This window comes from Allobranchiibius sp. CTAmp26, from assembly GCF_017565405.1.
Classification (GTDB): domain Bacteria; phylum Actinomycetota; class Actinomycetes; order Actinomycetales; family Dermatophilaceae; genus Allobranchiibius.
Genome location: NZ_JAGEKR010000003.1, coordinates 17,448 through 38,640 on the forward strand (window position 1 = coordinate 17,448; position 21,193 = coordinate 38,640).

The 21,193-nt window shown below is 70.8% G+C and carries 23 protein-coding genes and 1 riboswitch; of the genes, 8 read left to right on the plus strand and 15 right to left on the minus strand.

Annotated features, from left to right (window positions below; genetic code table 11):
* Positions 1-8 precede the first annotated feature (8 nt).
* From J4030_RS02000 to J4030_RS02030, 7 genes are all read right to left on the minus strand, one after another.
* Positions 9-737, minus strand: a complete 729-nt coding sequence (locus J4030_RS02000; RefSeq protein ID WP_208047530.1) for a (2Fe-2S)-binding protein — start codon at positions 735-737, stop codon at positions 9-11.
* Positions 734-1,600 carry a CbtA family protein gene (locus J4030_RS02005; RefSeq protein ID WP_208047531.1) on the minus strand — a complete coding sequence of 289 codons (867 nt, stop codon included), beginning with the start codon at positions 1,598-1,600 and terminating at the stop codon, positions 734-736. Before J4030_RS02005 ends, J4030_RS02000 begins: the two co-directional genes overlap by 4 nt.
* 24 nt (positions 1,601-1,624) lie before the next feature.
* On the minus strand, positions 1,625-1,852 hold the full coding sequence (locus J4030_RS02010) for a CbtB-domain containing protein (protein ID WP_208047532.1): 228 nt from the start codon (positions 1,850-1,852) through the stop codon (positions 1,625-1,627).
* A 39-nt stretch (positions 1,853-1,891) separates the two neighbouring features.
* Positions 1,892-2,031: riboswitch (cobalamin riboswitch) on the minus strand.
* Positions 2,032-2,130: 99 nt separating this feature from the next.
* The gene (locus tag J4030_RS02015) at positions 2,131-3,993 is read right to left on the minus strand and encodes a DUF2339 domain-containing protein (protein ID WP_208047533.1); all 1,863 of its coding nucleotides are present in this window, start codon (positions 3,991-3,993) and stop codon (positions 2,131-2,133) included.
* A gap of 87 nt (positions 3,994-4,080) precedes the next feature.
* Positions 4,081-4,740, minus strand: coding sequence for a response regulator transcription factor (locus tag J4030_RS02020; protein ID WP_208047534.1), 660 nt, complete (start codon positions 4,738-4,740; stop codon positions 4,081-4,083).
* Entirely contained in the window at positions 4,737-5,894 is a 1,158-nt protein-coding gene (gene macS / locus J4030_RS02025) for a MacS family sensor histidine kinase (protein ID WP_307864521.1), read from the minus strand. Before macS ends, J4030_RS02020 begins: the two co-directional genes overlap by 4 nt.
* A 27-nt stretch (positions 5,895-5,921) precedes the next feature.
* A complete protein-coding gene (locus tag J4030_RS02030; protein WP_208047535.1) occupies positions 5,922-7,178 on the minus strand; it encodes an MFS transporter in 1,257 nt (418 codons plus the stop codon).
* 46 nt (positions 7,179-7,224) lie between these two features.
* Here J4030_RS02030 and J4030_RS02035 point away from each other — a divergent pair, with 46 nt between their 5' ends.
* Together J4030_RS02035 and J4030_RS02040 are read left to right on the plus strand one after the other, a co-directional pair.
* On the plus strand, positions 7,225-8,154 hold the full coding sequence (locus tag J4030_RS02035) for an LLM class F420-dependent oxidoreductase (protein WP_208047536.1): 930 nt from the start codon (positions 7,225-7,227) through the stop codon (positions 8,152-8,154).
* Between the two features lie 3 nt (positions 8,155-8,157).
* On the plus strand, positions 8,158-8,718 hold the full coding sequence (locus J4030_RS02040) for a helix-turn-helix domain-containing protein (RefSeq protein WP_208047537.1): 561 nt from the start codon (positions 8,158-8,160) through the stop codon (positions 8,716-8,718).
* A 48-nt stretch (positions 8,719-8,766) separates the two neighbouring features.
* Here J4030_RS02040 and J4030_RS02045 read toward each other — a convergent pair whose 3' ends face one another.
* From J4030_RS02045 to J4030_RS02055, 3 genes are read right to left on the minus strand one after another with little or no spacing between them, the layout of a single operon-like run.
* The gene (locus J4030_RS02045; protein WP_208047538.1) at positions 8,767-9,492 is read right to left on the minus strand and encodes a sirohydrochlorin chelatase; all 726 of its coding nucleotides are present in this window, start codon (positions 9,490-9,492) and stop codon (positions 8,767-8,769) included.
* A 17-nt stretch (positions 9,493-9,509) separates the two neighbouring features.
* Positions 9,510-10,070 carry an orotate phosphoribosyltransferase gene (gene pyrE / locus J4030_RS02050; RefSeq protein WP_208047539.1) on the minus strand — a complete coding sequence of 187 codons (561 nt, stop codon included), beginning with the start codon at positions 10,068-10,070 and terminating at the stop codon, positions 9,510-9,512.
* A 21-nt stretch (positions 10,071-10,091) separates the two neighbouring features.
* Positions 10,092-10,874 (minus strand): SDR family oxidoreductase, encoded by a 783-nt coding sequence (locus J4030_RS02055; protein ID WP_208047540.1) that lies wholly within the window; start codon positions 10,872-10,874, stop codon positions 10,092-10,094.
* Between the two features lie 153 nt (positions 10,875-11,027).
* On the opposite strand from J4030_RS02055, the gene J4030_RS02060 reads away from it, so the two are divergent.
* Together J4030_RS02060 and J4030_RS02065 are read left to right on the plus strand one after the other, a co-directional pair.
* Complete coding sequence (locus J4030_RS02060; protein ID WP_208047541.1) at positions 11,028-13,139, plus strand: hypothetical protein; 2,112 nt, start codon at positions 11,028-11,030, stop codon at positions 13,137-13,139.
* Positions 13,136-13,756, plus strand: a complete 621-nt coding sequence (locus J4030_RS02065) for a hypothetical protein (protein ID WP_208047542.1) — start codon at positions 13,136-13,138, stop codon at positions 13,754-13,756. The genes J4030_RS02060 and J4030_RS02065 overlap by 4 nt, the downstream gene beginning before the upstream one ends.
* Before the next feature lie 86 nt (positions 13,757-13,842).
* Here J4030_RS02065 and J4030_RS02070 read toward each other — a convergent pair whose 3' ends face one another.
* The 3 genes from J4030_RS02070 to J4030_RS02080 all read right to left on the minus strand — a co-directional run bounded on the left by J4030_RS02070 (position 13,843) and on the right by J4030_RS02080 (position 15,623).
* Entirely contained in the window at positions 13,843-14,265 is a 423-nt protein-coding gene (locus J4030_RS02070; protein WP_208047543.1) for a hypothetical protein, read from the minus strand.
* Entirely contained in the window at positions 14,262-14,495 is a 234-nt protein-coding gene (locus J4030_RS02075) for a hypothetical protein (RefSeq protein WP_179483110.1), read from the minus strand. The genes J4030_RS02070 and J4030_RS02075 overlap by 4 nt, the downstream gene beginning before the upstream one ends.
* 279 nt (positions 14,496-14,774) lie before the next feature.
* Positions 14,775-15,623, minus strand: coding sequence for an SDR family NAD(P)-dependent oxidoreductase (locus J4030_RS02080; RefSeq protein WP_208047544.1), 849 nt, complete (start codon positions 15,621-15,623; stop codon positions 14,775-14,777).
* A 111-nt stretch (positions 15,624-15,734) separates the two neighbouring features.
* Between J4030_RS02080 and J4030_RS02085 the strand changes: the two genes are divergently transcribed.
* The 3 genes from J4030_RS02085 to J4030_RS18425 all read left to right on the plus strand — a co-directional run bounded on the left by J4030_RS02085 (position 15,735) and on the right by J4030_RS18425 (position 18,127).
* Complete coding sequence (locus J4030_RS02085; protein ID WP_208047545.1) at positions 15,735-16,649, plus strand: LysR family transcriptional regulator; 915 nt, start codon at positions 15,735-15,737, stop codon at positions 16,647-16,649.
* Between the two features lie 77 nt (positions 16,650-16,726).
* The gene (locus tag J4030_RS02090) at positions 16,727-17,515 is read left to right on the plus strand and encodes an exodeoxyribonuclease III (protein ID WP_208047546.1); all 789 of its coding nucleotides are present in this window, start codon (positions 16,727-16,729) and stop codon (positions 17,513-17,515) included.
* A 75-nt stretch (positions 17,516-17,590) separates the two neighbouring features.
* A complete protein-coding gene (locus J4030_RS18425; RefSeq protein WP_307864522.1) occupies positions 17,591-18,127 on the plus strand; it encodes a superinfection immunity protein in 537 nt (178 codons plus the stop codon).
* Here J4030_RS18425 and J4030_RS02100 read toward each other — a convergent pair.
* Positions 18,121-19,167, minus strand: a complete 1,047-nt coding sequence (locus J4030_RS02100; RefSeq protein ID WP_208047547.1) for a DUF2891 family protein — start codon at positions 19,165-19,167, stop codon at positions 18,121-18,123. The genes J4030_RS18425 and J4030_RS02100 overlap by 7 nt on opposite strands.
* 302 nt (positions 19,168-19,469) lie before the next feature.
* On the opposite strand from J4030_RS02100, the gene J4030_RS02105 reads away from it, so the two are divergent.
* Positions 19,470-19,913 carry a hypothetical protein gene (locus J4030_RS02105; RefSeq protein ID WP_208047548.1) on the plus strand — a complete coding sequence of 148 codons (444 nt, stop codon included), beginning with the start codon at positions 19,470-19,472 and terminating at the stop codon, positions 19,911-19,913.
* A 47-nt stretch (positions 19,914-19,960) separates the two neighbouring features.
* Here the strand turns inward: J4030_RS02105 and J4030_RS02110 are convergent, their stop codons facing one another.
* Positions 19,961-21,148: an esterase family protein gene (locus J4030_RS02110; protein WP_208047549.1), complete on the minus strand. Its 1,188-nt coding sequence runs from the start codon at positions 21,146-21,148 to the stop codon at positions 19,961-19,963.
* Between the last annotated feature and the right edge of the window lie 45 nt (positions 21,149-21,193).

Consider the following 21,193-nt stretch of genomic DNA (forward strand, 5'->3'; position numbering starts at 1 on the left):
GCCGGTGGTCAGGACGCGGTGAGGACGCAGTCGCCGCACAGTGCCCGCGGCCGTGCCGCGCCCCCGACGCGGTAGATCAGGCAGCAACTGCGCCGCCGGAAATCCGGGGTGCCCGCCTGACCGGTATGTACGTCGGGCACGGGCAGCGCCGCCAGCAGCCCGTCGGCGACGATACGCAGCCGCGAAGCCGACTCCGGGTGCGCGGCCGAACCCGCGACGGCCGCGCCGTTCACCGCCGAGGCGGTGTTGCCCCACAGGACGGTCGGCGAACCGTGCACGGCATCCACCAGCGGCCGCAGCAGGTCGTGCACCAGCGCGTCCGCCCACACGGTGAGACTCACAGGGCGTTCTCGCGCGAACGCCTGCGGTGCGACCGCGAGCTCGAAACCCCCTCCCAGCGACGGGATCCACCACAGGTCGTCGACCTCCACCGGCAAGTGGACGCCGTCCCGGGCGGCCAGCCCCACCCACGGCGAGACCAGCCGCGCGACCAGCCCGAGGTGCATCACCGACGCGGCCACCCGCGGCTCGACCGCCGAAGGCGCGACGCCGACCCCCGCCGCGAGGTACGCGCGTACCTGCTCCACCCGCGCTGCCGGGTCGGCCAGCAGCTCGGCGACCGGTCTCCACGGCGCCGGCGGCTCCCCCTCCTGGTCGAGCACGGTCACGGCGAAGAACGGCCCCAGCTCCCCCAGTGTGCGCAGGGTTCCGGGGCCGATCGGTCGTGCGTCGGTCACCTCAGCGATGCCGGCGCCGCGTCTCGCCGGGCAGCCTCCGGACTGCTCAGGGGCGCCAGGACGCGCTCGGCCAGCGGTGCGAACACCAGCCCGATCGCGCCCCACAGGATGACCTGCGCGAGGAGGGAGTAGATCCGGAACGTCGCCAGCGTGTCCGCCGGGAAGCCGGGGTAGACGATGCGCCCCTGCGGGTCCCTGAGCGGCAGCGGTGTCTCGGTGGCGTGCCGTCCGAAGGTGTGCACGTTGGCCGCCAGCTCACCCAACGACGGCAGGAGAGCCATCACGATGCCGACCGCGACGACGTACGCCGCACCGGCCGCCAGGGCCGCGTTCCAGGTGCCGAGCCGCGCCTGCAACCACCGGCCGAGCAGCACCGCCCCGATCAGCAGCAGCACCGCAGCCAGAGTCATCGTCAGGTAGAGCACCGACCGGCTGCGGATGGTGTCCTCGTGCCCGATGGCCGGCGGGTTGGCGGGGTACTTGAGGAACGGGACGACGTACATCGACAGCAGTCCGCCCCCGGCGACGAGCAACGCCAGGGTGCGTGCCCGCACCCCGCCGGCGCGGCCGAGGCAGATCGTGTAGGTGACCGCGAAGAGCAGACCCATGGCGACGCCGAAGAAGACCATGCCGACGCCGATGCCGACGTTGGCCTGGATGGTCCGGCTGAAGATGTCCGGGCCCATCGCCGGGACAGCCTGTCCGGCCGCCTTGTCCAGCGCGTTCTGGGCCGCGTCGCGACCGCTCTCGTAGTTGATGGCCGCGGAGATCTGCGGCTCAGCGAAGATTCGTGCGAAGACGAAAGCCAGGAACCCGCCGACGGCGCCCGCGAGGGCACCGCGCAGGATCAGTGCGCGTTCCATATCGAGTTGTCCGTCCGGGCGGGATCAGTGGCAGGGGAACCCGAGGAAGTGACGCGAGTCGTGGACGAACTCGTGGATGTGGGTGTCGCTGCCGAAGACGGAGAACGCGCCCTGGTCGACGCCGATGAAGTAGTAGAGGGCCAGCGCGACGATGGCGGCGCCGAAGATCCACGCGAAGGCGCGCGCCTCGGAGGTGACGATCGGCGTGGCGGACGCGCGCGTCGTGGGTGCGGCGTTGGGAATGGTGCTCATGGTGATACCTCTCAGCAACGGGATCGTGCGTCCCTTGGCAGAAACAGAACAGCGACGGGTGAGTTCCTGACTGCGGGGACCGGGATCCCCTCTCACAGTGGCGCGACCGTGCCGGACTCACACCGGCTTCCTCGGTCCCGTCGCGGGGTCAGTCAACCACCCGCGCACCCCGGCGTCGAGATGCCCTCGCCGCACGCACCGCCGCGGCATCCGCGCGGCACGCGAACAGGGCCGGTGACGATGACGTCACCGGCCCTGCGCCCCCTCCCAGGGGCTGGTCAGCCGATCGGTCGCAGGTGCTCCTGCCCCGTCGGCTCGTCGGGGGTACGCCGGGCGACGGCCTGCGCGTACCGGGTGCCCGCGGCCAGCAGAAGCAGACCGACGGCCATGAACGATCCGGCCCGGACCAGGCCGTCGAGCGCGGCCAGGTCGTAGAGGAACAGCTTGGCGAGCGCGGCCGCCACCAGCCCCAGACCGGCGACCGTGAGGCCCGCGGTGTGGGTCGCGGACTTCAGACCCAGTGCCAAGGCCGCCATCGCCCCCGCCATCAGCGCGGCGGACACGATGAGTTGCGCCGCGTGGTATCCGTCCTTGCCGCCCACGCCGGCCCCGAAGGTGAGGACGGCGACCAGCAGGCTCCAGAACGCCGGAACCGGTGCGATCAGCAGCAGGGGCACCTGCGCCGCGCCACTCGTCACGCGCCGGGCCGACCACAGCGTGCCGAGGACGGCGGCCAGCACCACGAGGCCGGCCAGCGCGTCGGTCGTGCCGGTGGTGCGAGCCGCGTACGCCGCGTCCCACGCGACCGCGGGTTGCACCAGGTCGACCTGCACGCCGACCGCGAGGATCGCGAAGAAGGTGCCGATGGTCCAGACGGGCAGCGATCGCTGCTGGTGGGCGACGGCGAGCAGCCCGAGAGCGACGACGGCGATCAGGGCGGGGAGCAGGTGCCCACGAGTGGTGGTGACGCACACCTCCAGGCCCGCGATGCTCGCGACCACCGCGGCCGCCGACAAGGTGAAGGCGCCGACCGGCCGGGCGACGACCAGGGCGACCACGGTGACGGCTGCAAGGACCGCTGCCGCCAGGATGCTCCACGGTCGCTCGATCGCTGGGATCGCGACGAGGAGCGGCAGGGACGCCACGGCGTACACCAGCGCGCCGACCGGCTCGGCGCCCTTGCCCCGGGGCAGCAGCGCGGCCACCAGGCCGAGTGCGGCACAGGTCGCGGCGGCGCCGATCCGCAGCGTGACGTGGTCGCCGACGGGGAAGATCTCCGCGCCGAGCAACGCCAGGACGACGGGGATGGTGCGCACAGGGGCGACCGTCACCCAGCCGCGCAGCTTCTCCGGAAGGATGCCGGCGGCCTGCAGCAGCAGCAGGAAGCCGACGAGTTCGAGATTCACGTCGCGGGTGATAAAGGGGGCGAGGCCGGCGATCGCGAGGAACGCCAGGACGGTCATCGGCTGCGAGCGCCAGTACGTCGACAGGGCCACTGCCGCAGCCGCGACCGCCCCGGCGAGCGCGAGTCCGGCGACCGGGGCGAGCCAGCGGTAGTAGTCGGTCATCGTGACGACCACCATGAAGATGCCAGCGAAACCGGTGGTGGCGAGGGCGACAGCGCCGGTGCGCCCGCCGGTGCGCCCGAACAACCAGACACCCGCACCGATGAGGACCGCGGACAGGGCGCTGCCCGCACCGACCCGGGCCGCGGGGCCGAAGTAGCCGGCCTGGGCGGCCAGCACCAGCATCATCACGACGCCGATCAGGGTGATCAGGACTCCGAGTCCGGCGAGCAGCCGGCTGATGACGCCGTCCCGCTGCCACCACGGAGTGCGCGGCGGGCGCGGCACGTACGGCGGTGGCGGCGGGTAGCCGCCGCCCGGTTGCTCGGGGGCGGCGGCATACGGCTGCTGCGGCCCGGCGGCGTACGGCTGCTGCGGGCCGGCGTACGGCTCACCCGAGCTCGGCTCACCGACGTACGACTGAGCCCAGATCCCTCCCCCGGTGTTCAGGGGGAACGGTGCTCGCTGCTGGGTCGGGCCGGCGGTGGCGGCATGGAAAGCCGCCGGTGGGTGGTGGCCTGCCGGCGGTGTGGGATAGGCGTCTCGGGACGGGGAGGGGAACTGTGGCGTGGTCATGCGTCCAGCCTGCTGACCTGCGGCGATGCGCGGATCCGGGCGACTACGCAGGCCGGGTGGGTACTTCTACTCAGGCGACACCCCGGGTCAGTCGAGCCCCTGCTCCAGGGCGTAGCGCGCCAGCTCGACCCGATTGCCGAGGTGCAGCTTGCGCAGGGTCGCCTGCACGTGGTTCTCCACGGTGCGGTGACTGATCCCCAGGCGGGTCGCGACCTGTCGGGCGGACAGACCCTTGGCCACCAGCCGGAGCACCTCCGTCTCCCGGTCGGTGAGGGCGGGCAGACCGGGCGCCGCGTCGGTCGGTGCGGCGTTCGCCGTACGGCGGTATTCGCCGAGCACCAGCCCGGCCAGGCCGGCCGTGAAGACCGCCTGACCGTGGGCGGTGCGGGTCACGGCGTCGATCAGTTCCTCCGCGGACGCGCTCTTGACCAGATAGCCGCTGGCGCCGGCCTTCACGGCGTCGAGCACGTCGTCGCGTTCAGACGACGCCGACAGCACCAGCACGTGGGTCCGCGGTGACACCTCGCGCACCGCGGCGGTGGCCTCGACGCCGGTGCCGTCGGGCAGATGCATGTCCATCAGAACGACGTCAGGGACGGTCGCCGCCGCGCGGCGCCCCGCCGCGGCGACCGAGTCGGCGGTCGCCACGACCTCGAACCCGGCGTCGGCGAGATCGCGGCTCACGCCGTCACGCCACATCGGGTGGTCGTCGACCACCATCACCGTGATTGCGGCGGCCTCGCTCATCGCATCCCCTTGGCCAGGTGGATCTCCCACTCGGTGCCCGTGCCGGGGCCAGTCTCCAGCACGGCGGTGCCGCCGAGAGCGCGGACGCGGCCCTGGATGGAGTCGGCCACGCCCATCCGGCCCTGGGCGCGCGCCTGGTCCAGCCGGCCCGGCGGGATGCCCGGGCCGTCGTCGCGCACCGTCAGCACCACCTCGTCGCCGAGGTCCTCGAGCAGGACGTAGGAGGCCGCGCCCGGTCCGGCGTGCCGCTCGGTGTTGTGCAACGCGGCGCGCACGACGGCCACCAGCTCATCCGCCTGCTGCCGGGGCAGCTCGATCGGGTCCGCGGGGGCGGCGAACGTGGCGGTCGGCGGCAGCGCCGCGCGTACGGCCTCGCGCAGGTCGGTGCCGACGGCGGAGCGGTCGTCGGGCTGTGCGCGGGCCCGGCTCAGCAGCGCCCGCAGGGCATCCTCCTGCTCGCCCGCCAGCTCCGCGAGCCGGGCGCCCTCCCCGCCGACCTCGCGCCCGCGGCGACGTACGAGGGCGAGCACCTGCAGCACTCCGTCGTGCACCTCTCGCGCCAGTCGGTCGCGCTCGTCGGTCGCGGCCTGCATGCGGACCGCGGTCTGCAGCTCGGTGTGCGCCCGACGGGCGATCTGGGCGCTCGCGCCGATCGCCAGACCGACCGTGCCGAGGATCGGGAGGGTCGCGTCGAAGAACCACCGGCCGAGCTGGTCCAGCGCGCTCAGGCAGACCAGGCCGACGCCCAGCCCGGCGACCATTCCCGCGATCCGGCCGCGCAAGATCGCTACGGAGACAACGGCGTTCGCCACCCAGAAGGTGGTGGGCAGCGGCTGCTGGTGCACGTAGAAGTGGTGCGGCACGACGGTGAGCGTGCTGAGCACCAGAAGGAGCGTCACGACGACCTCGGCGACCACGAGCGGCGTACGCCGGGTGCGCGGGAACAGGTAGGCGACGCCGAGGTAGGTCGTCCAGGCCGACTGCACGGCGATGAGCACCCAGCTGAGGGCGACCCGGTCGTAGTGGCCGTGCTGCACGATCTGCACGCCGACGGCGTACCCCATGGTCGCCAGGCGGAATACCTGCGCGGCGCGCCAGATGGGCAGCGTGCCGTCGGCATCCGCGGTGCTGTCGATCCGGGGCGTGGAGCTCACGCACACGGTGTAGCACCTCGCGGTCGATCAGGGCGCCGGGACGGTCAGCGGCACGTCGACGGGTTGGTCGGGCAGCGTCTCGGTCGACGTACGCGCCAGGACCACGGCGCCGGTCGCCAGGACCACGAGGCCCGCGAGGCCGGACACCACGAAAGCGGGACGGATGCCCAGCAGGACCCCGAGCAGACCTCCCAGCGCGATGGCGGCGGTGGACGCGGCCTGCATGAGCCCGTTGACCGCGGCGGACACCCGGCCGCGCCGCTCCGACGGCGTGCGGGTGATGAAGAGCGCTCCGAAACTGGTGTTGGAGACGCCCACTCCGGCACCGACGACGACGAGCAGGCCGAAGTACGCCGGCACCGTGGTGGCCACGCCGAGGATTCCGAGCGCGGCGGCCGCGGCCGTCAACCCGAGGAGCATCGCCCACCCCCGGGTGCGCGCGCCCTCGATCCGTCCGGCGAGCGCCGCGCCGACGACCGTGCCCACGCCGGCGGCGATCTCCGAGCAGCCGAACTGCGCGGCGCTCACCCCGATGTCGTGTCGGGCCAGCGAGACCTCCAGCACATTGAGGCCTTGCAGCACAACGACCAGCGGCACCATGCACGACAGCAGGCACCAGATCAACCGGTCACCTTGCAGCGCGCCGAGATCGGGCGCAAGCAGCTGTCGCAGGCCGGATCGGTCGGCGCCGGCCGCGGCCACAACGGCTCGGCGGCGGACCTTCAGCCGCAGCGCGACCACGGCCAGGTAGAGGTAACAACCCGCGGCGCACAGCATCGCGCCGCCACCGCCGACGGAGCTGTAGAGGACTCCTCCGGCACCGGCTCCCAGGGGTGCCAGCGCCGCGGTGAGCGACTGTTGCCCACCGACGGCCGCGCCGACCCGGTCCTCCCCCACCACCATCGGGACCAGCACGCTCCACACCGGCGCGACCAGCGAGGTCCCGGCGCTGAGCAGGGCGATCGCCGCGCAGGTGACGGCGAAGTCGGGCGCCGTGGCCAGCACCAGGCAGGCTGCGACCTCCGCGGCGATGCCGAGCGTGAGCACCCCCCGCGAGTCGCGATGATCGGCGGCGCGCCCGATCAGACCGGCGCCGAGGATGACCGGGACGACCTCGGCGAAGAGCAGCATCATGATCCGGTCCGAGCCGGCGCCCTGCGCGCTCAGCCGGAGCAGCTGCACGATGAGCACCATCCCCGCCCCCGCGGCTGCGACAGAACGTCCGACGGCGAGCCGACGAAAGTCGCGCATCCGCCATACGGAGTCGTGAAAGGCTTGTTTCATATTGTGAAGCTACTGCTTCACACCGGGATCTGCAAGAGTTGCAGCCATGGACCTGCGCATCTTCACCGAACCCCAGCAAGGCGCGTCGTACGACGACGTGCTGCGCGTCGCCCGAGCCACCGAGGATCTGGGCTTCGACGCCTTCTTCCGCAGCGACCACTACCTGCGGATGGGCGACGGCAGCGGTGCGCCCGGCCCGACCGACGCCTGGATCACGCTGGCGGGGCTGGCACGCGAGACGTCTCGCATCCGCCTCGGCACACTGGTCACCTCGGCGACGTTCCGACACCCGGGCCCGCTCGCGATCTCGGTCGCCCAAGTGGACCAAATGAGCGGCGGAAGGGTCGAATTCGGCTATGGCGCAGGGTGGTTCGACGCCGAGCACAGGGCGTACGGGATCCCCTTCCCGCCGGTGAAGGAGCGGTTCGACTGGCTCGAGGAGCACCTGGCCGTCATCACCGGGCTGTGGTCGACGCCCGTGGGCGAGACGTTCTCCTACGACGGTGCGCACCTGCAGCTGCGCGACTCCCCCGCCCTGCCCAAGCCGGTGCAGGAGCGGGTGCCGGTCATCATCGGCGGCCACGGCAAGCGGCGTACGCCGGCGCTGGCAGCCCAGTACGCGACCGAGTTCAACGTGCCCTTCTCCAGCCTGGCGGACACCTCCACCATCTTCGAACGGGTGCGCGCCGCCTGCGTCGAGCGCGGTCGCGACGCGGACGAGCTCACCTGGTCGGCCGCTCAGGTGGTGTGTTGTGGCAGAAGTGAAGGCGACCTTTCACGCCGCGCCGCCGCCATCGGCCGCCCGGTGGCCGACCTGCGCGAGAACGGTCTGGCCGGTACGCCGGCCGAGGTGGTCGACACGCTCGGTCGGTTCGCCGACGCGGGGGTGCAGCGGGTCTACCTGCAGGTCCTCGACCTCGCCGACCTCGACCACCTGGAGCTCATCGCCTCCGACGTCCTGTCGCAGGTCGGCTGAGCGATGGCTCCCCGGGCGCGCACCGAGCGCACGCTCACCGATATCGGTGCGCTGCGCGCGCTCGCGCATCCGGTGCGCCAGCGCCTCCTCGAGGACGTGCTGAGCACCGACGAGCCGTTGACCGCGACCGAGGCCGCCGCCCGCTGCGGGATCACCCCGTCGGCGATGAGTTATCACCTGCGCGCGTTGCAGAAATGGGGGATGGTCGAGCGGGTCGACTCCGGCGACGGTCGCGAACGGCCCTGGCGCAAGACCGCGGACGGGTTCAAGATCGACAACTCCGATGGCACCCCGATGCCGCTCGCCGAACAGGAGACGGTCGTCACGGAGTTCCTGCGCTCCGCCACCCAGAACCTGGTGGCCGGGATGCGCGAGGACGACGACTCGCTGACCCTCTGGCGCTCGAGCCTGCTGCTCACCGAGCAGGAGACCAACGAGTTGGACGCCGACATCTCCCGGCTCCTCGACAGGTACCGGGACCTCCACGAGCCGGGCGATCCTGACGTGAAGCGGCGTCGTACGTTCTGGCTCAATTCCTCTGCGGAGCCACGCCCGACCGACTGACCGCTTCTCTTTCCATCGAGCGGAGGGGTCCGCCGTCGAGTGGAGGGGTCATTCCCCCGCCGCTCGAGCGCGGACCCCTCCGCTCGATGAAGAAGAAAGGGCGGAGCGGTAGCGGGCGATGGCCTGCTGCACCAGTCGCTCGTCGGCGCCGAGCGGCGCCGTCACGAGGTCGGCGCCCGCTTGCTGCAGCTTGTCGTGGAAGTGCCCGGGGCCGAGCAGGTACGCCGCGATGGCAACACGCTGCGCGCCACCGGCGCGCAGTCGCGCAACTGCCTCCGGGATGGTCGGCGAGCTCGCAGATCCGTAGCCCAGCAGCACGTCACCGGACCCTGCCCACCGTTCGATGAAGAGGGCGGCGGCCTGCTCGGCATCCCGCGCGGCCTGCGGACGACTCGAGCCCGCCGCCGCGAAGACCACCGCATCCCACGGCTCGACGCCCGCCTGTGTGCACCGGGCGACCATCGTGTCGGCAAGGAGCGGGGACGGGCCGAGCGCGGTCGTCGCCCGGGTGCCCGGGTACGCGCGGACGACCCGGTCGATGTCGACCTCGACGTGATAGCCGGTCGAGAGCAGCAGCGGCACGATCACTGGCGGGTCGGACGCTTCGTAGAGCTCGGCCACGACTTCGCCCGGACCGGGCTGCTGCACGTCGACGTACGCCGCCTCGACGCGTACGCCGGGCAGCTCTCGCCGCGTCGCGGCCAGCAGGTCCAGCACGACCTGCTGACCCGCCGGGTTGGCGGTGCCATGCGCGCAGAGGACGAGCGGCGGCATCCGGATCGGCTTGTCGCTCAGGAGATTCCGAGGTCGCCGGGGCCGTAGGCCCACAGGTAGGGCACGCCGCCGTCGGCTTGGATGCGCTCAGCCGCACCGGTCGCCCGGTCGGCGATCACCGCGACGGCGACGACCTCGGCGCCGGCCTCACGCGCGGCAGTGACCGCGTCGAGCGCGGACCCGCCGGTGGTCGAGGTGTCCTCGACGATCAGCACTCGGCGGCCCTGGATCGAGGGGCCCTCGACCCGCTGCTGCAACCCATGGGACTTGCCCTGTTTGCGCACGACGAACGCGTCCAGCGCTCGGCCGTCCGCGGCCGCCGCGTGCAGCATCGAGGTCGCGACGGGGTCGGCGCCCATCGTGAGCCCGCCGACGGCGTCGTACGCCAGGTCGCGGGTGAGGTCGAGCATGACCCGGCCGACCATGGGGGCGGCGAGCCCGGAGAGGGTGATCCGGCGCAGGTCGAGGTACCAGTCGGCCTCCTTGCCGGAGGAAAGCGTCACCCGGCCGTGCACGATCGCCCGCTCCTGGATCTGCTGGAGGAGGTTGCGGCGGTCGACTTCCACGGAGTGCGTCACGGCCGATGAGCCTAGCCGCGGTTACTTCTGCGGGCGGTGGGTGCTCGCCAGCCGGCCGCGGCGTACGAACGGGCGGGGCACGGTGCGCAGCGCGGTGGTGATGACCTTGTACTGCAGTCCGGGCACCGAGATGACCTTGCCCTTGTCGACGTCGGCCAGGCAGTCGCGCACCAGCCGGTCGGCCTGCAGCCAGAGGAACTCCGGCGAGCCCTTGTGGTTGATGCCGGCCCGCTCGTGGAACTCGGTGTGCGTGAAGCCCGGGCAGAGCGCCGTCACGGTCACGCCGGTGCCGGCCAATTCACCGGCAAGCGACTCGGAGAAGACGGTGACGTAGGACTTGGCCGCCGAATAGGTGCCCGAGGCCATGAAGCCCGCTACCGAGGACACGTTGACGATGGCGCCGTGGCCGCGTTCCTTCATCGCGAGCGCCGCGGCGTGCGAGAGCACCATGACGGTGCGCACGAGGATGTCGAGCGAGGCGATCTCGTCCTGCACGTCGTTCTGCAGGAAACGCTTCTTCAGTCCGTACCCGGCGTTGTTGACCAGCAGGTCGACGGGCCGCTGCGGTTCGCTGAGCCGCCACGCGACCTTCTGTACGTCGAGGGGGTCGGTGAGATCGGCGGTGAGCACCTCGACGGTGATGCCGTGCTTGGCCTCGAGATCGACCTTGAGCGCCTCCAGCCGATCGGTGGAGCGCGCGACGACCACCAGGTCGTAACCGCGTTCGGCGAGCTGAGCGCAGAACGTGGCACCGATGCCCGCGCTGGCTCCGGTGACGAGGGCGGTCTTCGCGGAGTTACTCATGGGTTCGGAGTGTAGGCAGCCCACCCGGGCGGCGGGTGGGCACCGGCCGTCACGAGCCGCGCGCCGATGTACGGATGGGTTCATGCATCGTTCACGCCGGGTTCAGCAACCGAGCCTGGCGGGCAGGAACTCACAGTCAGTACAAAGACCACTATGCGAATCCTCACGACAACAAGCCGGTGGAAGCGACGGGGCGTCACCGCGCTCGCCGCCACCGCGCTGGTCACCGGCGGGCTTGCCGCCACGTCCGCAGCATCCACCCCCACGGTCCGAAAGGGCCTCACGATCTCCAGCACGGGCCTGCGCCCCGGACAGATCAAGCACGTCTGGCTGATCATCCTGGAGAACAAGTCGTACGACGCGACGTTCACCGGCCTCAACCAGAACAGCTACCTGTGGAAGACCCTGCCGAGCCAGGGTGTGCTGCTCAAGAACTACTACGGCACCGGCCACTACAGCCAGGACAACTACATCTCGATGGTGTCCGGCCAGGCGCCCGAGCAGGACACCCAGTCCGACTGCAGTGTCAAGGACTTCGACTTCGGCACCAACAAGGACATCGTCAAGACCGGCGTGAACCGCGGCCAGGTGGCCTCACCGGCGAAGGCGAACGCCGCCAACGGTCTGAACGGATGCACCTACCCCCGCGACACCCCCACGCTCTTCAACCAGCTGGACGCGGCGCACGAGAGTTGGAAGGGCTACGCGCAGGACCTCGGCAACCAGGCCGGTCGTGAGGACTCTGCCTGCGGCGGCCCGGGCACGGCGGCGAACAACCCCACGACCAATCCTCGCTACATGAGCGCCGATCCGGCTCACCCGTTGCCTCCGGGAGTCACCAGCCTGACGGGAGCCCAGGCGAACGACCAGTACGTCGCCAAGCACTTCCCGTTCCCGTGGTTCCACGGCGTGACCGGCACCAAGAACGCCGACGGCAGCACCACCCCCGCGCTGACCACCCCGGCCGGCGGCGGATCGGACTGCGACGCCAAGCACATCGCGAACCTGGACAACTCCGGCACCGGGCTCTTCCACGACCTGCAGAAGTCCTCGACCACCCCGGCGTTCTCCTGGATCACCCCGAACAACTGCAGCGACGCGCACGACGCGATCTGCAAGGGCAACAACCTGTCCGGGTCGTTCTCCTCGACGGGCCAGCCGATCTACCAGTCGCCCACCCCGAACCCGGAGTCGACGACGCCGAAGAACTACACCGGCGGCCTCTACGCCTCGGACCTCTTCCTCAAGTACTACGTGTCGATGATCGAGAAGTCCCCGGCGTTCAAGGACGGCGGACTGATCGACGTCACGTTCGACGAGGCCAACCCGCCGTTCACCTATACCGGGAACAGCTTCAACAACGCCAACTCCTACGGCCCGACCCAGGGCGACCAGCCGAACGCGACGTCCGGCATCGCGGCGGACGCGGCCGGGCAGAACATCAACGGGCGCAACGTGAACACCGAGCCGACCGGCCCGAACTCCACGCTGAAGGCCGACGCCTCGGGCAACCAGCTCTTCCCCGGCCCCGGCGACAACGGCTTCATCGACCGGCCGCCGGCCTGCACCCAGACCGGTCCGACCCGGGTGCCGGCGAACTGCGTGCCGGGGATCGTGCGCGGCGGTTCGGGTGACACGCCCGGAGCGCGCACCGACAACGCGGCGGCGGGTGGCAACTCGTCGTACGTGCTGGACAGCTCGATCGTCGCCGACGACACCGGGCGCGAGGTCACCGACACGACCGACAAGACCGGTCCCGGTGGTACGAGTCCGATTCCGGCCGGCAGCTTCGTCGGCACGGTGAGCGACACCGGTCCGCAAGCGGCCGCCTCGCCCAAGGGTTCGGTCATCGACGGCTCCTTCCAGTTGGTGGACCAGAACGGCAAGCCGGTGACCCCCACCGGCGCGGTCAGCTCAGTCTCCCTCAGCGCCGAAGGGGCGCCTGGGCAGCTGGCCGCCGGCCAGACCGCCGACCCGTTGTACGACGCGAAGGACGCGACGCCGGGTGGCGGTGACACGGGCAGCGTGCTCATCAGCCCGTACATCAAGCCGGGCAGCTCGAGCACGACGTACTACAACCACTACAGCTGGCTGCGCACCATGGAGGACATCTTCGGAGTGGGCCAGGGCAAGGACCGTACGCCGCTGACTGCCGGCACCGTGTCCGGCGGGCTGGACGGCAAGGGCCACCTCGGCTTCGCCGCCCAGAGCGGTCTGACGCCGTTCGGTCGCGACGTCTTCAACAACGGCCGTCGCCCTTGGTGAACGACGCACCGGCCCGCCGGTACGACGCCTACGTGCGTCGTACCGGCGGGCCGCGCGTGGCCCTCGTGGTCGCGGGTGTCGCCCTCGTGGGGGCCGCGCTCGCCGGCTGCGGGGGCTCAGGCCATGCGGCGGCGTCCCGCTCGGCGGCGGCCCAGACCTACGGCAGCCTCCCGTCGTGGCTTCCGCCCGATCCCGTGCGGGCCGGCGACGTCGCGGTCGGAACGCCGGCGCGACCGGCGCTGGCCGCGCAGGGGCAGGCGGTCGACGTACGCCCCTCGACCGGTGGCACGGTGCGCGCCACCATCATCGGACCGGCCGTCCCGGCCGAGGGTCTGCCCTACAAGACGCCCTCCACGACCTGCACCTTTACGGTGACGCTGCGGGCCGGCACGAAACCGGTGCCGGTGCGGGTCACGGACTTCGGGACCAGCGACCACCTCGGAGCGACGTACGCCGTGCGCATGGTCGGCGCCACGCCGCCCGCGGTGCTGGCACCCGGCCGGTCCACGACGTTCCAGCTGCGCACCTCGATGCCCACGGGCGAGGGCATCGCGAAGTGGGCGCCCGACGGACACCGTGCCGCAGCGTCCTGGGATTTCGTGGTCGAGACCGACTGAGATCCCTCCCATCGGGGGGTGGAGGCATGAGCGAGGGGTGGGGATATATCCCCACCCCTCGCTCATTTGCCTACCCCCGACGAGGGTCATTTCCGGCGCCGTGCGATCCGTCGCGCGGCTACGCCCACGAACGGCAGGAGCGAACGTGCCGACCGGGGCCGGACGGCCGTGCTGCCGGTGACGACGCGGCCGATCACCGATCGCTCCCCGTCCCCGAGGCTGACGACCACGCCGCGCGGACCCTCGACATCGAGATGCACCCCGGCGTCCGCCATGGCGCGAGCCACCCGACCGATCGCCCGCGGACCCCTCACGTCTCCGATCGAGTCCGGCAGCGACGCCTGGGTCAGGGCCGACCACGTCGATTGAGGGTGTTCGCTGTGCAGGACGAGCCGCCGACCATCACCCGCGAGATGGGAGAAGACGCCATCGATCTCCACATCCAGATCGGCGGTCACCGAGAGCGCCTCCGAGGACGGCCGTTCGCGACTGCCCTCGGCGTCGGTCACTTCGCGGTGGCCTTCTCCGAGGTGGTGATGCGCAGGGTGCCGTTGAGCTTCCAGGACGCGCGGGCAGCGTCCGCGCCCGTGGTCTTCGGCACCTCGACGGTCATGTCGACGAACTGGTAGTCGATGGCTGCGCCGCGACCGGTGAGGTAGGACCACAGGTCCTTGCCCAGATCGGCGAAGCTGGTGACGTCCGTCGGCTGACCGGACGGCGGGGTCGTGTGCTGGCTCATGGGGATGCTCCGAACGCTGAAGGCTGGCGACAGCTGGGCTGTCGCACCGGCACTCGAACGGTGCCAGACAATTTGTACACTAACAGTCATTTCGTCCACTATTTAGTCATTCAAGTCATTAGCCCCTCCGAGAAGTAGTGCGAGCCCAGCCCGGCGGGCGGCGTAGACCTCACAGCGCCGGACTCACGGGGAGTGCCACGGGCGCAGCGTCGTTCGCAGGGCGCACGCGACGTGGTGCTGGCGGCTGCGAGCGCACCCCTCATCGGGCAGGTGCACCGATCAGATGCCGGACGTGGCGGGCGCGTGGGGGTCCCCGAATGCGGCCAATGACGTCGGCTGCCACTCGCGCCAGGTGCGCAGACGATCGGCGTAGTCCTGCTCGATTCCCTCGAGGGCGCGGCCGAACACGACTCGCTGCGGTGGTTCCTCGGCGTCGACGACGGCGAGCATCGCCTGCCGCGTCGCCGTCGGATCGCCCAGTGCCCAGCCACTGCGGTCGATGCCGTCGCGGACGGCGTCGTACTCGGCCATCGACGCGCTACGGCGCAGGCCGCTGCTTCCGAATCCGGTGGCGTACGGCCCGGGTTCGACGCAGGTCACGTGAATGCCGAACGCCGTCACCTCCAGTCGCAGCGACTGCGACAAGCCCTCGACCGCCCATTTGCTGGCGTGATAGGCGCCGAACTGCGCGAAGGCCGTGACACCACCTTCGCTGGTCACCTGCACGATGTGGCCGCTGCCCTGCGCGCGCAGGGCGGGCAAGACTGCCTGCGTCACCCACAGCGTGCCCAACAGATTGGCGTCGAGTATCGCCCGGATCTCCTCGGGACTGATCTCCTCGACCATTCCGAGCTGACCGAAGCCGGCGTTGTTGACGACGATGTCGAGATGTCCGAAGTGGCGCAATGCCTCGGCGACGGCGGCGGTCACTTCCTCTCGATCGGTGACGTCGAGCTTCAGCGCGAGCACCGAGTCGCCGTACAGCCGCGTCAGGTCGGCGAGTCGATCGACGGTCCGTGCCGTTGCGGCCACGCGATCACCGCGTTCGAGTGCTGCTTCGGTCCACTCCCGTCCGAATCCACCCGATGCTCCGGTGATGAACCAGGTCTTGGGACTTGGGTCGGTCATTGCGTCTCCTTGATCGGTTGGTCTCTCCACCATGCGTCATCAGTGCTCTGACCTGTAGCGATGGTTCAGCACGTCTGCTCTGCGTTGTGCGCATGGCAGGATCGACCGGTGATGGAGAACGTGACGTTGTTGGGCCTACGGGTCCTGCGGCAGGTGGCCGTGACCGGATCCTTCGCCGCCGCAGCCGCTGAGCTGGGCTACACCCAGTCGGCGGTGTCGCGGCAGATGGCAGCTCTGGAAAGCGCCGTGGGCGAGCAGTTGTTCGAGCGCGGGCGACGCGGGGTGACCCTGACACCGGCTGCAGAGATCGTGCTCTCGGGTGCCGGCCGCGCGCTGGTCGAACTCGAGACCGCTGGCCAGCAACTGGCCGGGCTTCGCGACCGGGTCGGGGGGCGGTTGGTGATCGGGGCATTTCCAACGGCTTGTTCCGTACTGGTACCTCGAGCGGTGGCAGCCCTGCTCGACGAGCATCCCGCCCTGACCGTGACCATCGACGAGGCGTCCACGCCGGTGTTGCTTCGCCGGATGTCAGCTGGACGGCTCGACGTGGCTCTCGTCGCGCTGAGCGCAGAATCGGCCGATCGCGACGTCAAGGACCTTGCGCGGTTCCCCCTGCCGATCGTGGGCATGCAGGTCGCCGTTCCGGCGGAACACCCTCTGGCGACGCGCCGGACGGTGCGTCCGGGCGATCTCGTCGACGAACCCTGGATAGTCGGGGTCGGCGGTTCGGGTGATCCTCAGTTCGGTCCATGGCCAGGTATCGCGAGTCCCCGTATCGCGTTCTCCGTCCGGCAGTGGACCACCCGACTGGGTCTCGTGGCGGCCGGCTTGGGCATCACTGTGTTGCCCGGAACGATGACAGTCGCCGTCCCGCCGGGCGTGCGTGCCATCCACGTGGAGGACCCGTCCTACGCCGACCGCAGCAGTGTGCTGCTCACACGCGCCGATGCCGGGCCCAGGACCCGCCTGGCTGTGGGGGCCCTGCTCGCCCAAGCCACCGCGTTGCGAGCCGAACTCGTTCACTGAGCCACCCGCGCCGACGCTGACGAGAGCGCTGCGATGTGCCCCGGCGGTTGTCGGAGCAGGTCATTAGGGTGGCTCGCGTGCGTATCGCGACCTGGAACGTCAACTCCGTCCGCTCCCGCATCGACCGTGTGATGGGGGTGCTGGAGCGTCACGACCTGGACGTGCTGATGCTCCAGGAGACCAAGTGCCGCGACGACCAGTTCCCGGCGATGCCGGTGCACGCGGCGGGCTACGAACTCGCGCACGTCGGCTACAACCAGTGGAACGGCGTGGCGGTCATCTCGCGCGTCGGCATCGAGGACGTGCAGGTCGGGTTCGAGGGGATGCCGATGTTCGGCGACCCCGCCGTGAGTGAAGCCCGCGCGCTCGGGGTGACCTGCGGCGGCGTACGCGTCTGGTCGCTCTATGTGCCGAACGGACGCGAGATCGGCAATCCGCACCTCGACTACAAACTCGACTGGCTGGAGCACCTGAGACTGGACGCGGTGAAATGGCTCGCCGACGACCCGCAGGCGCAGATCGCGCTGGCCGGCGACTGGAACATCGCACCCACCGATGCCGACGTCTGGGACACCGAGTTCTTCGAGGGACGCACGCATGTGACCCCACCCGAACGGGCCGCGTTCCAGGGCATCGTCGACGCCGGGTACGCCGACGTGGTGCGCCCGCACACCTCCGAGCCGCGCACCTTCACGTACTGGGACTACACGCAGCTGCGCTTCCCCAAGAAGCAGGGCATGCGGATCGACTTCGCGCTGTGCTCCCCCGCGCTCGCCGCCCGGGTGACCGGCGCCTCGATCGACCGTGAGGAGCGCAAGGGCAAGGGCGCGTCGGACCACGCGCCGGTGCTGGTCGACCTGGACTGAGCGCGGATCGCCGGGCGCGGTGGGCGCGGTGGGCGCCTAGGCTGGCCACATCCATCGGGCTCCAGGGGGAACGCAGTGACCGACGACGACCGCACACGGGGCATCCCGCTGACACCGCACACCGACCCGATCCCGCTGCGGAAACCGCAGCAGCAGCCGACCGATGGCACCTCCGGCGCCGTGGTCTTCGCGACCGGGACGGCTCAACCGCCGCAGGGATCGGCGCAGCAGGGCCACCAGGGGTACCCGGTGCAGGGGGCGCCGCCCGGTCACCAGTACCTGGCCCCGGGTTACGGCCCCGTCCAGGGGTACGCGCCGCCGCAGCCGTACCCGTACGGGGCGACCGCGATGGTGACCCGGCCCGCACCCAACGCCGCCCTCATCGTCGTCGCCTGGGTCATCGCGGTGATCACGTTCTTCTACATGCTGCCGTGGGCCGTGGCGGCGACGCGGGGCAAGTCCAACCAGCTGGCGATCGGCCTGGTGAACCTCCTGCTCGGGTGGTCCTTCATCGGCTGGGTCGTCGCGCTGGTGATGGCGTGCGGCGCCGAGCCGACCCCGACGGTCGTGATCCAGCAGAATCACTACGGGAGCGGTCCCTACCGCTACTGACGCGCCGCGCCCGGTCCGGAGGTCGCCGCCAGCACGGCGAACGACACCAGCCAGTGGGTCGACATGAAGTCGCCCGCCACGATCTCGCGTTCCACGTGTGCGACCTGCTGCGCGGTCGCCTCGGCAACCCGCCGCGACCGGTCCGGCGACAGCAGGCCCCGCACGCGACGAAGCTGCCAGGCACGCGAGAGGGCGAGCCCGAACAGATGCACCGCGTGCCCGTCGGAGCGGTCCCGCACCTCGGGCAGCTCCAGCAAGGGATCGTCCGCAGCGCCCAGCCCGGGCAGGAACGCCGCCAACCACCCGGCGTACTGCTGCGTCGTGAGCACCCGGCCCATCAGATCGGCTTCGCAGAGGGCGGGCGACAGGAAGTCGCTGCCGCTCGGCTCCCACGCGACCGGGTAGTCGGTGTCCTGCCCGAACCAGTCGCGCGCACGCTCGGCGATGGCATCGACCACGTCGGGACGCCCCAGCCGGGACGCGGCCTCGTGCACCAGCGCGAGGGCGAACGCCGTGTTGGCGTGCGTACCGTGCCGCACCGGATAGGCGAGTCGTGGCAGCCACGTCAACGCGAGGTCCGCGACCGTGTCGAAGAGGGGGCGGGTCGCGGCCGCCCAGGCGTCGGCACCGGGCGCCGACGACTCCTTGGCCGCGAGCGCGAGCGCGGCGGCCCAGCCCCACCCGTACGGCCGCTCGAAGCCGGGGCGGTCGCGCAGGTACGCCGCCTCCCGCTCGAGGTGCTCGCGGGTCAATCGAGCATCGAGGACGGCTCGCAGCCGATCACGACGCAGTAGACTCAGCTGGCCGGGCGCCAGAGTGAGCAGCCGCACCGCCGACCACTGCATGTGCACCGAGGAGTGCCAGTCGAGGCACCCGTGGAACGCCGGGTGCAGCAGGTCCGGCGTCACGTCGACGTCGTCCGGGGCGAGGGCCTGGTGCGCGGCGCCGTAGGGGAACGCCGTCGCCAGGACGGTCGGGATCGTGTCGGCCCAGTCGGAGGCGCAGCGCTCGCGCCAATCGGTGAGGTGGTCATCGGTCACGGGGATCGCACTCCTGGTGGGCGGGACCCGAACGTACCTCCGCGGCGTGCCGAAGGGCGCGGATGCCAACGACCAGGACGATCGGCGGGCGTGGGCTGTTAAGCCGGCAACCGCCCTTGCGGGCAACTAGATTCACGCCGTGCCCGACACGAACGCCCCGACACCGATCCCTGCCATGTCTGACAGCACATCGCGGTCGACGCGGCGCCGGTCGAAGAAGGCGATTGCCGCCGTGATCGCCTTCACCCTCGTCGTCTGCGCCGCCGCGACGATCGGTCTGGCGGTGGGTCTCGACCGGCGGTATGGGCGGATCCTTCAGCGGTCCGCTGTCGGAGCGAGGTCTGATCATCAGCAAGGACGGTTTCTCGTACCGCCTTGCCACGACGGCGGGCAGCACCGCGAAGATGGTCGCCGCCCTGGAGAATTCCGGGTCGCACGCGGTCCGGATCTCCTCCGTCGGCGCCGGGCCCGGGACGTCCGAGGTGCAGTGGTCGACCTACCGCACGGTGCCCGAGGGATCCACCTTCGGCGTCGATGCGCCCTGGCGTTCGTTCCCCGCGACCATCCCGCCGCACGGGACCATCCGGCTGCTGCTGACCGTGCGACGACCGGCCGACTGCCGCCAGTTCATCGCTCACTACGGCAACCCCACGGACGACGGTTCATTGGCAGTGCATTGGCGGTCGCTCCTGCACACCAACACGTCCTATCTCCAGGTCCTCCTCGTTCCCCTCACGATCTGCTGAGGGCGACCCTGTCGCGACGACGATGCGGACGGCCGATGGTGTCGGTGTCAGTCCAGATGCGGATGACCCGCACGGTCATTGTGCGCCTGGACGTCGGGTGACCCCGATCCCGCGGCGCCCAGGTGGTCCGACAACCAGGCGAGGGCGACCGCGCGTACGGACACATAGTCGTGGAAGTTGTGGCCACCGTTCTTGACCACGACCAGCCGCGCCGTCATCGGGGGCCGCACCAGGCCGATGAACCGTTGAGTGCCGGGCAGCCCCTCGATACCCGGCTCCAGGGAGCCGATCGTCGCGAGAATGGAGATCGCCGGGATGGGTAGGTGGGCCAGTCGCCAGTCCAGATCGTTGAGATCCTGCTGCCTCGTGCTCCCGCCCCACAGGTCTCCCGTCGTGGAGTCGTGACGAGCGTTGTAATAGCCGGACAGCGATACGGCCGTGCCGAATCGACGTGGCGCCAACATGGCCAGCTTCGCTGCGCAGTACCCGCCGGTCGACTGCCCCATGAGGCCCCAGCCGCTCGACGTGACGCGCAGATTGGCCTCGAGGTCGGCCGGCACGTCCTGGCTCAGGAACGTGACGACCTGCGGGCCGCCGGGGATGTTCGTGCACTCGGTGTCGCGGGGTAGCACCAACGACGGGTTCACCATCACCAGGATCATCGGACGCAGGCGATGCGCGCGGATCCCGTCGAGCACCGCGCCCGGGATGCCGAGGCGCGTGACCAACTGCCGCACGTCTCCCGGGTATCCCGGGAAGACCTCCACCACCGGGAATCGGGTGTGCGCATCCTGGAAGTACTGCGGCGGCAGATACACCAATGCGCGGGTCCGCTGACCGGAACGCCGCCCGGTCAGTTCCACGGACCCCAGCTCACCTCGTTGCGAGTACTGATTCGCCGCAGACCAATCGGTCGGCTGCAGAGACGGCGCGGACCCGACCGCACTCGCGGACTCGTGCGAACCCCAGCCGAAGCGTCCACCCGCGGTCGTCATGACCACCCCGTTGGATCCGCCGAACAGGTCGGACCACGACCCGTAGAAGGAACCCCAGTCGTTGAGCACGAGCGCCGCCATCACGAGGGCGACCAGCTGTGCTCCGCAGACCAGGACGAGGCGCTGCGCGACGCGGACCCATGGTGGTCCCCACCGGGGACCACCTACGACCGCCCCGGCTGTCGCGAAGACCAGGACGGTGCCGACGATGACCAGTAGGGGTCCCCCGACCAATGACACAGCCGAACCATAGATACCCAGCCTGGCAATACGTTCAGGTTCGGC